Below are 16,027 nucleotides of genomic sequence, written 5' to 3'. Positions count from 1 at the left end.
AAGGAGTGATCGACATGGCGATACTCGAAGTCGATGCCCTCGGCAAAACGTACTATCCGAAAAAAGAAGGGCTCTCGTACAAAGCGTTGACAAACTTTCATCTGCAAGTAGACAAAGGGGAATTCATCGGGGTGATGGGACCGTCGGGAAGCGGGAAGACGACGTTACTCAATATGCTCGCGACGATCGACGCGCCAACATCGGGAAAAATGGTCATCAACGGCACCGACCCCACGACATTAAATAACAATCAACTGGCGATTTTCAGACGGCGGCAACTCGGTTTTGTCTTTCAAGATTTCAATTTGCTCGATACGTTAACCGTTCGGGAGAATATCTTGTTGCCACTCGCGCTCGATAAGTATTCACACAAGAAAATGAACACACGTCTGGACGAAATTGCTGACCAACTGGGCATTACGGATATCCTTGAAAAACGCATCACCGAAATTTCCGGTGGGCAGCAACAACGTACCGCTTGTGCCCGCGCCATTATTCACGATCCGACGATGATTCTTGCCGATGAGCCGACGGGGAACCTTGATTCCAAATCAGCCCGGCAAGTGATGGATACCCTCACGACGATAAACGACGACCAAGGCGCAACCATTCTTACCGTCACCCATGACCCGACGGTCGCGAGCTATTGCGATCGCATCGTGTTTATCAAAGACGGTCGTTTTTTCTCGGAAATTCGCAAAGGGGATCGCCAACAGGCATTCTACCAAAACATTCTTGATACGCTCTCTGTCCTCGGAGGTGACTTCCATGAACATTCGTCGCCTCGCGCGTAGGAATTTAACCGGGAATGCCCAGCAGTATGCCGCTTATTTTCTCAGTTGCGTGTTTGCGGTAAGTATTTTCTTCATTTATACGCAATTCATTTTGCATCCGGAGGTTATGAGCGGTGAGATCCAAGGTGGCGATGCCGTTCGCAGCGGTATGATTTCGGCACAAGTGATTATTGTGATTTTCTCGGTCTTTTTCATTGCGTATTCGAACAACACTTTCCTGCAAACCCGCTCACAAGAATTTGGTTTATTAACCCTGTTTGGGATGAGCAAGCGGCAATTACGAAAACTGATTTATCTCGAGCAAACAATTACATCTTTACTCGCGATTGTGTTTGGCCTTGGCATCGGAACACTGTTTTCGAAATTGTTTCTCATGCTCATGAGCGCGATGCTTAACACGGAAGCCCCCATCGCTTTCGAATTTGTGCCAATGGCTTACGTTATCACGGCGATCGGTTTCATCGTTCTGTTTCAAGCGTTAACGCTGCTGTCTTTTTGGAAAATGCGTGGGCAGACCGTTCAAGATTTTTTACAAGATGCACGCAAGCCGAAAGTAATGCCGCGTTCTTCGATGACGGTAACGGTGATCGCGCTTTTATTTCTCGGTTTTGGTTACTTTATCGCCGCCACGGCGAGCATTGAACTATCATTTTTGTTAATTTTTCCGATTCTCTTCTTCGTTCTGATCGGGTCTTACTTTTTATTCACGCAAGGTACCGTAGCCGCCTACAAGCGTTTATATAAAAGAAAATCATTGCTAAGAGGACCGCAATTAGTGACGCGCACGAATATTCTTTTTCGTTTAAAAGATTACGCGCGCATGCTTTTCCTCACATCGACGATCACCGCCGTCGTGCTCACCGCTGCCGGCACGGTATATCTTGCGAATGAATATATGGTAGACATGGTCATGGAGCAAACACCGGCTTCCGTCACTTGGACGGAAGAAAGCGCAGCTGAAAATGCCATTCTTGAGCCGGAACGGGCGGAAGAAATTATTGCAGAATATGATACGGATGTTGAATACACATTCAACATAGAAATGCTCCCCGCGGATGTCTCCATTGCCGGTGAAGAAGGCGTTGTTGCTGTCTTTCCGGAAACCGAGTACAACGAAATTGCCACATATCGGGGCTTGGATCCATTGGAAATGGAAGAAGACGAAATTTTTGTCACGTCCCCCATGCTCGGGTTTGGTCCATGGGAAGAGCTTGAAGAAATGGAACAGTTAGACATGGATATGAACGGGGAACAAACCACCATGGACATCGCCGGCACAGCGGAAGATGCAATCGTCGGGGCAACCAATCAAGGACAAATTCAAGTGGTCATGAATGATGTGCGTTTTCTCCACTACGCCTCTCAATACAGCGATGAGGAAAAAATTCGCTCATTAGGTTATCACTTCGTCGATTGGGAAAATGAAATAGAAGTCTCAAATGCGTTGGATGAAGAAGTCGGGGATCCCTCCCTATTCCAAACGATGGCCCCGCCATTTCAAGCACTACAACAAGCATTTTCCTTAACATTATTTATCGGACTGTTCGTCAGTGTCCTCTTTTTCATTGTACAAGGAAGCATGTTGTATTTGAAATTGTTCACGGAACTGGAAGATACGAAAAAACAGCTGCTATCGTTAAACCGTATTGGCATCACCCGTAAAGAAGCAGGAAAAATTCTCGGGCATAAAATTAAATTCCTTTTCTTTGTCCCTTTGGCTGTCGGTGCACTGCACGCCAGTTTTGCCTATGCCATGCTCGCAAGCATCCTGGGTGTCAATCTATTCTGGAGCGCTATTATGGTCATCTCTATCTACGCCATTTTGCAATATCTCTATTATTTAATCACGCGTCATTTTTATTTAAAAGCGGCTTTTCGCTAGCAGGAAATTTGACGTTTCATCACGAATGAAAAAGGTAGGTGTTCATGTACTAAGGAGGGATAAATGATGGCGAATTTGCTAGAAGTAACAACCGGACGACTGTTGGAAAATATCGCCGAACGCGAGGGGGAGCGAGAAGCGGTTGTTTATCCTGATCGCGACTTGCGACTCTCCTATCGAACGTTTAACGATTTATGCCGACAAACCGCGCGGGGAATGATGGCGCTCGGCATCGAAAAAGGGGATCATGTCGCGGTGTGGACGGCGAATAAACCGGAGTGGCTCGTGTCACAATTCGCAACCGGGAAAGCAGGGGCAGTGCTCGTTACCGTTAACACCAGTTATCAAGAAGAAGAGCTCGCCTACCTGCTCTCGCAATCGGAATCGTCGACTTTAATTTTACAACCGCAATTCAAGACGACGTCTTACATTGACATTTTGTACAGGCTCGTTCCCGAGCTAAAAACATCAGAACCGGGAAAATTACAGTCGGAACGCTTCCCGCGTTTGAAACGCGTAATCATCGTGGATGGGGTCGAAGAAGACTACCCCGGGATCTATTCATGGGATTCTCTTCTGGAAGCAGGGGATACCGTGCCCGAATACGCGCTGGATAAACGCATGGCGATTCTCGATAAGGATGACGTCATCAATATGCAGTACACGTCCGGAACGACCGGATTTCCGAAAGGCGTCATGTTAACCCATTCCAATATTGTAAACAACGGTTTGAACATTGCCGAATGCATGAAACTCACCAATGAGGACCGCCTCTGTATTCCCGTCCCATTTTTTCATTGTTTTGGTTGCGTCCTCGGAATACTCGCTTGCGTAAACAAAGGAACAACGATGGTTATCGTCGAGGAATTTGATCCTAAACTGGTCATGGAAGCGGTGCATCAAGAAAAATGTACCGGCCTTCACGGGGTGCCGACAATGTTCATCGCCGAGCTCAATCATCCCGAGTTTGATCAATACGATTTTTCCGCGCTGCGCACCGGGATTATGGCAGGATCAAACTGCCCGGTTGAGGTCATGAAAGCCGTGATGGACCAAATGGGTGCCCAGGAAGTAACCATTGCTTACGGACAAACGGAATCGTCACCCGTCATTACGCAAACGCGAACCGACGATTCACTGGAACGAAAAACAGAAACCGTCGGCCGGGCGCTCCCGAATGTGGAAGTCAAAATCGTCGCTCCCGGGACGGACAAAGAAGTGCCCGCCGGGACACAAGGCGAGCTCTGTACACGCGGATACCACGTCATGAAAGGCTATTATAATGATCCGGAAGCGACCGCTGAAGTGTTAACCGCCGATGGATGGCTTCATACCGGCGATCTAGCTGTGATGGATGAACACGGCTATTGCACGGTTACCGGCCGAATGAAAGATATGATCATCCGCGGAGGGGAAAATATTTATCCGCGCGAAATCGAAGAGTTTTTATATCGCCACCCCGCGGTCTTAGACGTGCAAATCGTAGGCGTCGCCGATGAAAAATACGGCGAAGAAATCGGAGCTTATGTACGATTAAAAGAAGACCAACAAGCAACCGTTGAAGATATTAAAGACTTTTGCCACGGTTCCATTTCCCATCATAAAATTCCAAGACACATCACTTTCGTCGATAGCTATCCGATGACCGCGTCGGGCAAAATCCAAAAGTACAAATTGAGGGAAGATGCCAAGAAAATATTTTTAGGATCATCCGAAACCTGATGGGTTTCGGATGATCCATGATACGCCTAATCTCGTAAAACGCGCAGCAGGTCATAATTCCAATATTTTACATTACAAATTTTCTACTGATCTGCGTAAAGCTGTGTTCTTGAAGCGAGGACATTCAATGCCTTTCTGGTCGCATTAATTGAGACACCCGTTGCCTTTGCAGCTTTTTTGGCTGTCGTAGAAGGTTGGAGAGCGTATAGAAGAGCCAGACATGCCGCTCAGAAGCGGTTTCATAAAGTTCCAGACCATCCTAAAAGCGCGCAGTCCGCTTCCTAAAAAAACATGTTTCTCACTTGGAGATATCGTAAAAGTGGACATGTCCATTTTCCAAGAACTTGCTCAGGGTAATGACGCAAAGTTCATGAGAGAAAAAAGCCATCCGCATAACATCACCAAAGTGATTACAAAAACAGCAAAAGATGTTGGTGCCACTCAAATCATCATCGGACAAACACAAAGCCTCTGGACGACCTTGATCGACGGATCCATTGTCGATGTCCTCCTGGCAGATGTCCCTGATGCCGACCTGCACGTTGTGCCGAAATCACGCGCCGATCAATCAGAGAACCGGAACACCGAACGAGACATATCAGGTTATCTGAAGCAACAATCCGGCGGCACGCACAAATTAATTTTCGACAACAAAAAGAACGCGGATTATGAAACATTTTTTTCAAACATTTAAACACAGATTTCAACAACGGATCTTCGCCCTAAGCTTCGAAAATAGGGTCTATAAGGTCCGGGTAAAAGAAGATATCGTTTCTGAAATTGTTGATGATGAACGGAGGGCTTTTTGCACAAGATGGAGGTCGAGCTGTGTTAGTGTTCGGCCTCTTTAGCAAAAGTAAATATCTGAATAAATAGAATTATAAATAACACGATGAATGGCTTCCTTCAGTATACCTCAAACCATGGTTGGGCATAATAGAATACAAATTCTAACGATGCGCGAAGGAAGTGAAATTTCATGGATTACAGTCATCACGATGAACATATTTTGGTTTGCGTGAATCACGGCGAGTCGGGAATCCGACTTATCCGCCGCGGCCTTAAACTCGCTTTGAAGCTAGAATCTCCCCTGACCATTTTAGTTTTTGGCTCCTTACCTGAAGACGATGAGCATGACAAAATTGTCGGCATGCCGTTATTCAAAAAAATTTCCAACCATTACGGAGCAAATTTAATTATGGAAAACAGCGACTCTTTTAAAGTCAACAAAGTGATCGCAGACAAAGCGAAAACCATTGGCGCTACCCAGATCATCATTGGTCAAATGGTCGAAAGTCTTTGGCGGCGCTTCCTGGGAAACACAACACTTGATGGTTTGTTAAAGGATCTCCCTTATGCAGATGTGAGAGTTGTGCCGCACCCCCATCATCATGAAGGTGGGGAAAAGGACTACGAACATGGAGTAAACGCCTATTTGCATGAAAATGAAGACGGGACATACAACCTCGCCTTCCATAACGACACCACCGCCACCCACGAAGGCGTGTTTTATAAACATATTCAAACGGATTTTAATAACGGCAGGTTTGTTTATTATGAGGAAAATGATATCTATGAAGTACGGGTATTGAAAGGGCATGTGCCGCATCTAGAGAATATTATCGAAGGCATGATGTAGCGGAAAGGGGCAAGGAAGCCCCTTATGCACAGTTTATGTTAATTTAATCTCTACCTAAAACTGCAGAGTGCTAAAACCTTAGTTTCGCGATGAATCTTTTCGTCATCGTCTCATAATACGACGGGTAATGCTGTCTGACTTTCTAACCGCTTTGTATTTCAATCCACGCACCCATGAAGGGTGCGACCCTTGAAAATCGTCAATGCTGGTAGGGTCGTTATTTCAATCCACGCACCCATGAAGGGTGCGACTACATCGCCCCATTCTTCGCAAGTTTCGTATTCGAATTTCAATCCACGCACCCATGAAGGGTGCGACTCATTCTCTCCGGATGACCTTAATCCTGACCACTATTTCAATCCACGCACCCATGAAGGGTGCGACTGTTGATTATCAAGAAAACGACGATGGCATCTTAATTTCAATCCACGCACCCATGAAGGGTGCGACCGTTATTGTCATGCCCGTGGGTGATTCTTACGTGTATTTCAATCCACGCACCCATGAAGGGTGCGACAGACCGTCAATAGCTACGCTTGCGCCATCTGAAAATTTCAATCCACGCACCCATGAAGGGTGCGACCTTCGCTCGGTGAAATATCAGGTTGATGGAAATGATTTCAATCCACGCACCCATGAAGCAGCTCTGAGGATTAAATATTTTTCGTGCTAAATTCTATCAAATAGACCTCTAGAATATGCCAAAAATGGTATAATGAAGTATACCAAACACTTCTATAAGGCGTATTCTAGGGGGAATGTGAAATGGTGACAAGGAAGGAAAAAAGGGAGTTTGAAAAGGACACGAACTATTTTTTCGAGTTCGTAAAAATCAAGGAACATTTCTGTAAGAATCTCGATCGAAAGTTAAAACGTGTGAAAGATCCCAGACATCAAAGCTATGTGACGTATGGGACCGATCTCCTTCTTCTAATGATCATTGTCAAAAATGCATCGAATTGTAAAAGCATGAGAGAGATGAGCCATCGATTAAACCGAGACGAATGTATCGAAAACATCAAAAAGGTATTGCGTCTGGAAAGCCTGGACGAACTCCCGAACTACGACACGATCAATGACTTTTTAATGAAAGTATCGCCCGAAGAACTGGAACACATCCGAACCTACATCATCCAAGAATTATTAAAGAAGAGAAGTTTGGAGAGATACCGAATCAAAGGCGGTTATTGGGGTGTGATCGTTGATGGGACAGGCCTTTTCAGTTTTAATGAAGAGCATTGTGACCACTGTTTGAGGCGGGTTTATACCGACGAAGAAGCCGGAGATAAACAAACCGTGTACATGCACCATGTGCTCGAAGCCAAATTGGTGGTCGGCGATATGGTATTGAGCATCGGCTCCGAGTTCATTGAAAATGAATCGAAGGATGTATCCAAACAAGATTGCGAACTCAAGGCTTTTTATCGATTAGCAGAAAAGCTTAAAGAGACATTCAAACGGTTACCGATTTGTATTCTCGGCGATAGCCTTTATGCCTGCGAAGGCGTTTTCCATCTATGTGAACAGTATCGTTGGAAATATATTCTCCGTTTTAAAGAAGGCCGAATCCAAAGTTTAGGAGACGAATTTCAAGCCCAAAAAAAGCTGGAACAATCCACGATGAAAAATGTCTTTTGGGCAAATGATTTAGCCTACCAAGCCCGAACGGTGAACATGTTAGAGGGAACGGTCGAGGAACAGGAAAAGCAAAAACAGTTTTTATTTCTGACCAACATCAGGGTGAACGATCGTAATGCCAAGGCGCTGGTCAGTGCGGGACGCAATCGATGGCACATTGAAAACCAAGGATTCAATCATCAAACCCAGATTTCGCGCCACTGATCAGGCACGGCAATCATTTTTGATACCTAAAGCGTGATCCCTGTCCTATAGCCATTGATTCTCAACCCATGTAATAAAATATGAGCCTATCCCCAATCATTCGACATGATCAAGGCAAACGAAGGGGCGGATCAAGGTTACTGGTGACGGTTTTCGACACCCTTTGAGCTTCTTGGTTCCGTAAAAATGCTCGCATCCATTTCTAACAAATCGAGGATACGGGGCAATTGCGGCTCATAATGCTTGGGGAAGAACCGCCGACGTTGGCCGTCGATCTCCATATGAAGGATGTCGACGGTATCCAAAAGTTCCAAAACAGACTCACCCGTGGGGTGAAAACTTCTGCGACCCCCACCGCCGAGCTGATTCAGGGGTTCGGAGGCCCCTTCCATATTTTTGCGAATCAGGTATTCGAAGAGGCTGTAGACCATCGTGCTGATCATCATCACAGAAGCAAAAGCTTCGACGCGTCGGGGCTTGGACAGGAAAACTCGGCCGACAAAAAAGGGGTTTTTGAGAAATCGAAAGCGATTTTCCACCGTCTGTTGCCCTTTATAAGCTTTTAACAGTTCCACATTCGGCTGATCATCTTTGGCCACATTGGTCACGAGAATAAAGATGGCGCCTTGTTGCCGGAGCGCCTCGAGCTGTTTATCCGATGGCGGATGAAGCGTTAATCGGACGCGGTAAACGGTTACGGGCGGCGGTGGTGCCTCCCCTTTCTTGGGCCGTCCTCGCTTTTGTCGTTTGCCCGGGATCTCGTCACGAACCACCGTTCCTTCAAACGTATGGTAGCCTTTGCGGTGATTTTTGAGAAACGTGGTAAGCGCTTCTTCCGCGTCGGCTTCGCAGGCGAAGTCTTGGCTTTCCAGCTCGGCTTGATCCTTGTGCCAGCTTCGCTGTTCCTTTTCCAGGTTGTTTTGGATGGTTTTTTCTTTTTGAGCCTCCATATGGTCGGATTGGACCACTAGAAACCGGTAGGTTTTCCCGTTAAGTTTAGCTTTGGCAGGGTAGATGCGGTAAGAAGCAGCGCCTTTACGCTTCACGAGGGCACCAATCTCCTCCCACTGATCCTGATCCTGCTCTAAAGCCTCTGCCTTCAAGGTTTTAGCGAGCTTAAAATTTTCCGGCAGGCGGGACAAAAACTGAAAATCAGGCTGATTCTCTTGGCCTTTGGTGGCCTCTAAATTGGCTTGGGTCACCAGGGCACTATCGGAAATAAAAATGGCTTGTTCCAGCTTCTCTGGGTCATACCAATCGGTTAACGCATTCAAGACATGCTTGTTCCACGTTTTATCGTCTTGATTGCCGTTTAAAATATCGGCATACACCGGAATGCCTTCCGGCGTCGTTCCCATGCCAAGTTTGAATTGAGGTAGGTCAGGCCGGTGATCTTTGGAATAGCCGCGCACGATTTTCAACACGTCTTCTTCGTCCTTGGGCTGTCCCGTGTACACAAAAGACGTGGTATCAAAATGAAGCCCTTTCCACGTGAGGTCGATCGGGGCTTGGACGGCCTGAACGGCGGCCTTGCAAACGTTTTCGATCCCCGCGTCATGAAGGGCGTCCAACGCCCGGCCGAGCGCATCGTCATTGAAATCGCTCGCTTTCGTTCCGGCGCCAAAGAGCAACTCGACATCTTGCTCTTGATAAAATTCTTGGACGCGATAAAGGGCTTTACGGTGGGATAATTGATTGATGATCATAGCAGCCACTCGTGTCCCTACGGAGACGTTACAGTCTTTCTCTTTGACAGAAGAAAGCTTGTCGATGGCCTCAATCAGTCCCATTTTATCAATCAGCTGGCGGATCACTGGCGTTGATCCGATACGAACGGGTTGAATGTCAGGAAGATCTTTTGGTGATAGAGTCAAAGGAATCACCTCAAAGTTGGTGTTTCCCTAATCTTTGATATATGCAGGGCAAATTCCTGCCAAAAATTAAAAAACGTGCTCAAATGGGCGCGAAATGTGGGATCAAAAAAATCATCGCTATCATATTGGACATGCAAATAGTCATGATTATCAAGCGATGAAGAACCATTACTTGCTTACGCAAATCACGGATATCCTCATGCAACTGTATGAAAAAGGGTTGGACGTGCTTAAAAGGATCAGAAAAAGCAAAAAAGAAATATCCTCAAACTTGTTAGAAGCCATTCGCACACGGTTGCTAACAGATGAGGATATCTCGCACCTTAAAAAACCTATACAGGTAAGGCTTACCTGATGGGTTTAGTATAGCAAGGATGTGATGCCAATAAAAGACTGAACGAAAATTTTTAAAAAATCCCATCCGAAAATTCGGCTTGTCTTTTTTGTCGAAATACCCGGGAAACTACATGGAAAATTTTTACTTAAAAATAAACTATCTCCTGAATTATTCATACTTCCAAGTGAAAGCGGAATGAAACATCAAATCCCACCATTATTCGGTTTTGTTCACAAAAATGAGGCGTAATAATTGAAATTGTAAAGAGGTACAATGACAACCGCTGAAAAATGCCCTTTTTTGGACATACGTCTCCCTTGGTCTTGAAATGGCTTTTAAAAAAATTGCATGTCACTCTAATTTTAGCCTTTGAATACGATTGAGCACATTCCAGAAAAAGGTTTCGTAGACAAAGCTTGAAGATAATTTGAAATAAAGCGAACGCCCTGATTTCACCAATTTGCTTGCCACTTTAATGACCTTCGATCGTATGGTTTGGATTTGCATGCTTTTTTGTTCTTCCGGAAAACAGAGCGTGCGCAGCCAGTTGGTTAAATTGTACGCTAACAAGCTGAACATCATCCTTGCTTCGTTGGCTTGAAACGAATGGCTACTCATTCGATCCAAGTCAAAACCATTTTTGGCTTCCTTAATATAATTCTCCATCGTTCCACGTTTTTGGTAAGAGCGGACGACCTCCTTGGGAGAGAAGGCATCGAATAGGTTTGTGGCAAAGAATGCATGTGTGAAAAACAATTCGCCAGCCGGACGAACCGATTGAATGATGACTTTTCGGGGCTTGGCCCATGATTTCGCTTGGTACTCGGTTTCCTCATAATAGTATTCGGATTGTGTAACGTCAGATGGCATCGTTGAAGGACGAAGTTCCTCTGCCAGTCGTTGCAGGTTTGGGTTGGACTTCAAACGAATCACGTAATAGACGGATTCGTCTTCACATAACTTGTACAGCTCTGGAACCGCAAAGCCACTGTCCCCGCGCAGAAACGGGATCGTTTCCGGAAACGTTTCATTGTAATGGGTGATCAGGGGCTTCACAAAATCCACAACCCCATTAGAGGTATAGACGTTGCCCGGTCGGAGTTGAGCCTTCATAAAATCACCGGTCAGGCCATCGAAAGCGACCATCGGGTGAAAGCCGACGGTTCCGTAATGGGCATTGAAAGCTGTAGATTCTTGCTCGCCGTATGTATCGGCATGTGTGGAGTCCAAATCAAAGATAAGACTCTTTGAGCCCCTCACTTGGTGGACTTTATCTAAAAGCTCCTGATTGGCCTGATTGAGTTGGTCGGTCGATTCCTCATTAAATCGCGGGAAAAAGCGAGATAAAGTGGGTTGAGAGGCTAACGCATCCGTTTCAATGATGTGCTTAAACACAGGATCATTTGTTAATTTATCCGCCGCATCATCTTCAGCATAGCCGGCAATCATCTGATAAATTTTTTGTCGAAGCATTTGCTCATTCGAATGAAAATGATACAGTCTTTCGTCTTTCAGATCCAGATGTTTATCCAAGGTGCGAAAGAAACCAAGTTTTTCCTCGAACTCTCGAAATAAGATCTCACCTGTATCAGAGGAAAGAGCACCTCCATCATTCGACAGCTTCATTTTGCGATTGAAATCCAGGGTTATTTGCGTTAAAGTAGTCATCAGAAGAATCCTTTCTGTGGTTATTTTTTCCTTGATTTAACTCTAACAGAAACGGATTCTTTTTTCATTTATTAGATGAACATTCATTTCAGCTGTATGCCCTATGATCAGGGGATTAATCATTCATTTGCGAATTTCTGTGAATATATCAGGTATCTTTCTCCGATGAAAGGCATATGATCAAATTTACTCCTCAGAGCTACCCATGAAGGGTGCGACTTGACATTCTCTGCTTCAAGTTCTTCGTATGGTGATTTCAATCCACGCACCCATGAAGGGTGCGACAGGTGGAGCTGGGGGAGTGTGCCAATGAGCATAGAATTTCAATCCACGCACCCATGAAGGGTGCGACTTCAATATGGATACCGTAGACATTCCCGTTACCTATTTCAATCCACGCACCCATGAAGGGTGCGACTTTCGGAAGACTTCCTTCAGTTGATCATACTGATATTTCAATCCACGCACCCATGAAGGGTGCGACTCCAATGTGTTGCGCTTTGATTCTTCCAACTCATATTTCAATCCACGCACCCATGAAGGGTGCGACTCGAAACTCACCGTTGATGGTATGAACCTTGTTATTTCAATCCACGCACCCATGAAGGGTGCGACTTAATCTGGCCTTCGCTGTCATTTCCCCGGAAACATTTCAATCCACGCACCCATGAAGGGTGCGACAAAAAGATGTTTTTGATGCCCTCCCACATTTGGATTTCAATCCACGCACCCATGAAGGGTGCGACTATAACTATCAGGGTCAAGGGCAATTCTATCGCTATTTCAATCCACGCACCCATGAAGGGTGCGACGGGTTTTGAAGCAAATGCTCAATATGAACCAGAGATTTCAATCCACGCACCCATGAAGGGTGCGACCAAAACAAATTGGAGCCTTTGCACATGGTCATATTTCAATCCACGCACCCATGAAGGGTGCGACGTTGATCCGGAGGAAACAGCCGTAATTACACCCTCTATTTCAATCCACGCACCCATGAAGGGTGCGACGCCTTCCGGACGGACACCAATCTGGAAGATGAAATTTCAATCCACGCACCCATGAAGGGTGCGACCGCATGAAAGGAGATGTTGTGGATGGGACTCAAAATTTCAATCCACGCACCCATGAAGGGTGCGACTTTACGGACATTTTGAATCTGAAGTCAGACATGTATTTCAATCCACGCACCCATGAAGGGTGCGACGATTAATCATATCACGTTCTCGATTCCGGGGACGATTTCAATCCACGCACCCATGAAGGGTGCGACGGCAATTTTCAACTAAAATCTGTTAAATTAATAAGTATTTATTATGAAAATCGCTTTGTTTTGTTTAATAATCGAACCTACATTTGCATAATTATCAAAAATAACCTTCGTAGATAGTAAATAATAGGTGCGAACCCTCCCGTAATTTTATGTGCACTTCACATTCGCACTAGAAAATTAAGGGGTCCTCCATATTCATCGCTTCTTTCACACCAATATGGTCAACTTTATTTCTATAATTGTTTCCCAGTTGATAAAAACGAAGGCTGTCCACTTCTTCATCAATGATTTTTGTCAATTCTATTTTTAAAGCCGCAAATTGAGTGGAGTCTACAACACATTCAAAAACGGAATTTTGTACTCGTTGTCCATAGTTTTGGCATGCTTTTGAAACTTTTCGTAGCCTTTTTGTTCCTCCGATACTTGATGTGCTGACATCATAGGTAATTAAAACGAGCATGCGATAATTCACCTACTTCCATAAAAACGGGGGATATTCGTCTAAATCATTCCGTAAAAAACGTGCCAGTAATAATGCCTGAGCATATGGTACTAAGCCCCACGAGATTTTTTCCCCTAGATATGGATGTGTAATTTTATCTTGCTTTCTATCTTGCCAAGCTGATAAAAACTTTTTTCTGGCTTCGTCTGTCATGATGACTGCTCCGTTCTCTTTTCTTAAAAAATCGTCTTTGTTGACAATTTTTCGGTTGATCATTGTTAAGACAAATTTGTCCGCATATACACCACGTAATTCTTCCATGACATCCAAAGCCAACGATGCCCTTCCGGGTCTTTCTCGATGCAAGAATCCAACATAAGCATCAAGCCCAACAGACTCTAATGCAGACGCAACATCATTAGCTAATAATGTGTAGGCAAGAGAAAGCATAGCATTCACATTATCGAGCGGCGGTCGGCGCGATCGGGAATGAAAGTAAAAATCGTCTTTTTGCTGTAAAATCATTTGATTAAATACTTTGTTATAATTAACCGCTGCCTGACCTTCCCAACCTCTCAAACTATCTAAGTCCTCACATGCCCTTGCTTCATCAATGACAGTAGAGAGTTGATTAGAGACTTCTTTAAACTTATTAACATCCAACCTAAGAGAGTAATCTCTTGTCATTCTTTCAATGGTCCACTTATTGTTATAGACCTTGCCAGTGATAAAATTTCTTGCGATTTTAGCTGCTGAATGTTCATCTTCAGCTATCTGATATTGCCTCTTCCGCAGAATCACATTCCCTCTGCTCTTTCCTACTACCCTTGCCAGAAACCTACCGGTCATGGTCAAAAACACTATTGATATATTTCGATCAGCACAATATCCCATTAACGCCGGACTTGCACCAGTATAACCAAAACTAACGACAGACTCCAAATTATGAAGAGGTATTCTTCCTAATTTTTCTTGCTCTTTAAGTAATACTATATTATCTCCATCCAATGATAAATAAACGTCTGGTTGTGTCACAAATAATGTATTTAGTAATTTTTTCATTCTTTTATTTTCCCTTCGATGTAACTTTTCACAGAACGTTTATTCATTAACCTTGGTAAGCAAACATTTTGAAGCGAACAACTCTTGCAGAACGAGCCTGTCTTCACTTTCGGGGTATGCTTTTTCCTATAATAATGGTGCATTTCTTCAACGATTGACCGTACCTCGTCTTTAATTTCTGATGTTAAAGGAACCTCTACTCTATGCTTGATTTCATTGTAAAAAAGATACCCTTGGTGAATATCACAGAGTAGCATTTCTTCCAGACACATGGCCTGAGCAGCTAACTGCAATATATCCTCGTAATCTTTTTTTGGTTTGCCTCTTTTATATTCAACAGGGTAAGACTTGTACATACCCTGTTCCCCGGCAATTTCCACACCACTAGGATCTTGAACAAATTCAACGACATCACATACTCCGTTAATCTTAAGATCTTCTGATTTCACTGGCATCGCACGTACGATGAGTTTGTTTCCTCTTTTTTCACGTATAAATGGTTCATCTGCTTTTTGATGAAGGTGTTGCCCTTCAATCGTTTTTACATTTTCTTCCCATTGTTGTTCAATGTGGATAAGTGCCCATTGGCGTTTACAAAATTGAAAATGCTGAATACCTGACAACATCAGATAGTCTATTTCATTGTCCATCGAGAACCTCGACTTTTAAATTGTCGAGTTCGTGTAGTTCTACTGAATAATCTTCAAAGCTTTTTGGATCTTCCACTTTTGGTTTAATATCCAATGAGCGATGAACTTTAGCTGAAGAATACTGTCCGAGCTTTGATCGATGTTCCCACCAGTACACATTGTGCACTTCCATACTTCCATCTGGTCGGGCAGATGAGCCATCATTTTCGAACAACGTTACAAGGGCTTGTTTAATTTTTTCTGCATCTCCATTGGTGAAACCGGTTTTTTCGGCCAATTGTGTATTGATACTCCCATAAAAAACATAAGTTCCAAAATCAACACGATGCTTCATTCCCATTGTATCGGAGCCTTTTTTATCTCCAGTAACTGAATTCACGCTTTTGGTGATTTGGACACTTGCGATATCAATGGGATCAATACTCGTCGCTGTATGGATTGATACCGGCCCACGAACACCTACCGATACCTCAGATCCTTTAAAAGCGAATACCTGCCCAAAGCTCCGAACATCCAACCACTCTTCACATGCGATATCATGAAATTGTACGATATCTTTGTTTTTTGTTTTTAATATTTTTTCTAATTCTGGATTAGCATCTGCTCTTTCTTTCAAACTTTTATAACCATCTGTTTTTCGATCATCAGATTGAACGAAGATCGCCTCCCCGGCGTCTTGTAAACGGTTCCTGATTTTTCTTTTCAGTGCTACATCAGAGATCTCACCATGCCCATCATAATTTTGCCTTGGACGATTGCCATTTAAGGGGTCCCCGTTGGGATTTGCCTGGGTTACTGATAATAAGACAGCGAAATCAATTTTGTGATCTAATGTGGTCATT

The 16,027-nt window shown here is 44.3% G+C and carries 13 protein-coding genes and 2 CRISPR repeat arrays; of the genes, 7 read left to right on the top strand and 6 right to left on the bottom strand.

Annotation, left to right across the window (positions count from 1 at the left end; all coding sequences use genetic code 11):
- The first annotated feature begins 14 nt into the window (after positions 1-14).
- From HUG15_RS03930 to HUG15_RS03905, 6 genes are all read left to right on the top strand, one after another.
- Entirely contained in the window at positions 15-794 is a 780-nt protein-coding gene (locus HUG15_RS03930; protein WP_200127201.1) for an ABC transporter ATP-binding protein, read from the top strand.
- Positions 769-2,676: an FtsX-like permease family protein gene (locus tag HUG15_RS03925; protein ID WP_200127199.1), complete on the top strand. Its 1,908-nt coding sequence runs from the start codon at positions 769-771 to the stop codon at positions 2,674-2,676. Before HUG15_RS03930 ends, HUG15_RS03925 begins: the two co-directional genes overlap by 26 nt.
- 66 nt (positions 2,677-2,742) lie before the next feature.
- Positions 2,743-4,398, top strand: coding sequence for an AMP-binding protein (locus tag HUG15_RS03920; RefSeq protein ID WP_200127197.1), 1,656 nt, complete (start codon positions 2,743-2,745; stop codon positions 4,396-4,398).
- A gap of 319 nt (positions 4,399-4,717) precedes the next feature.
- Positions 4,718-5,092, top strand: a complete 375-nt coding sequence (locus tag HUG15_RS03915; RefSeq protein ID WP_211202340.1) for an adenine nucleotide alpha hydrolase family protein — start codon at positions 4,718-4,720, stop codon at positions 5,090-5,092.
- Between the two features lie 285 nt (positions 5,093-5,377).
- Positions 5,378-6,037: an adenine nucleotide alpha hydrolase family protein gene (locus tag HUG15_RS03910; protein ID WP_200127193.1), complete on the top strand. Its 660-nt coding sequence runs from the start codon at positions 5,378-5,380 to the stop codon at positions 6,035-6,037.
- A 155-nt stretch (positions 6,038-6,192) separates the two neighbouring features.
- Positions 6,193-6,620: a CRISPR direct-repeat array (repeat unit 32 nt; unit sequence ATTTCAATCCACGCACCCATGAAGGGTGCGAC).
- Between the two features lie 182 nt (positions 6,621-6,802).
- Positions 6,803-7,879, top strand: coding sequence for a transposase family protein (locus HUG15_RS03905; RefSeq protein WP_200127191.1), 1,077 nt, complete (start codon positions 6,803-6,805; stop codon positions 7,877-7,879).
- 137 nt (positions 7,880-8,016) lie between these two features.
- Here HUG15_RS03905 and HUG15_RS03900 read toward each other — a convergent pair whose 3' ends face one another.
- Positions 8,017-9,753 (bottom strand): IS1634 family transposase, encoded by a 1,737-nt coding sequence (locus tag HUG15_RS03900; RefSeq protein ID WP_200127126.1) that lies wholly within the window; start codon positions 9,751-9,753, stop codon positions 8,017-8,019.
- A 94-nt stretch (positions 9,754-9,847) separates the two neighbouring features.
- Here HUG15_RS03900 and HUG15_RS03895 point away from each other — a divergent pair, with 94 nt between their 5' ends.
- Positions 9,848-10,108, top strand: a complete 261-nt coding sequence (locus HUG15_RS03895; protein WP_246516479.1) for a transposase — start codon at positions 9,848-9,850, stop codon at positions 10,106-10,108.
- Positions 10,109-10,441: 333 nt separating this feature from the next.
- On the opposite strand, the gene HUG15_RS03890 is transcribed toward HUG15_RS03895, so the two are convergent.
- The 5 genes from HUG15_RS03890 to cas7c all read right to left on the bottom strand — a co-directional run bounded on the left by HUG15_RS03890 (position 10,442) and on the right by cas7c (position 16,026).
- Complete coding sequence (locus HUG15_RS03890; protein WP_200127189.1) at positions 10,442-11,758, bottom strand: IS1380 family transposase; 1,317 nt, start codon at positions 11,756-11,758, stop codon at positions 10,442-10,444.
- A gap of 253 nt (positions 11,759-12,011) precedes the next feature.
- Positions 12,012-13,031: direct repeats of the CRISPR family, unit length 32 nt; unit sequence ATTTCAATCCACGCACCCATGAAGGGTGCGAC.
- A gap of 169 nt (positions 13,032-13,200) precedes the next feature.
- Positions 13,201-13,491, bottom strand: coding sequence for a CRISPR-associated endonuclease Cas2 (cas2, locus tag HUG15_RS03885; RefSeq protein WP_200127187.1), 291 nt, complete (start codon positions 13,489-13,491; stop codon positions 13,201-13,203).
- A gap of 12 nt (positions 13,492-13,503) precedes the next feature.
- Positions 13,504-14,535, bottom strand: a complete 1,032-nt coding sequence (gene cas1c / locus HUG15_RS03880; RefSeq protein ID WP_200127185.1) for a type I-C CRISPR-associated endonuclease Cas1c — start codon at positions 14,533-14,535, stop codon at positions 13,504-13,506.
- On the bottom strand, positions 14,532-15,185 hold the full coding sequence (gene cas4, locus HUG15_RS03875) for a CRISPR-associated protein Cas4 (RefSeq protein ID WP_246516478.1): 654 nt from the start codon (positions 15,183-15,185) through the stop codon (positions 14,532-14,534). The genes cas1c and cas4 overlap by 4 nt, the downstream gene beginning before the upstream one ends.
- Positions 15,175-16,026, bottom strand: a complete 852-nt coding sequence (gene cas7c / locus HUG15_RS03870) for a type I-C CRISPR-associated protein Cas7/Csd2 (protein ID WP_200127183.1) — start codon at positions 16,024-16,026, stop codon at positions 15,175-15,177. The genes cas4 and cas7c overlap by 11 nt, the downstream gene beginning before the upstream one ends.
- Between the last annotated feature and the right edge of the window lies 1 nt (position 16,027).

The sequence above is a fragment of the Salicibibacter cibarius genome (genome assembly GCF_016495725.1).
Lineage (GTDB): Bacteria > Bacillota > Bacilli > Bacillales > Marinococcaceae > Salicibibacter > Salicibibacter cibarius.
This window is presented reverse-complemented; position numbering and strand designations above follow the sequence as displayed.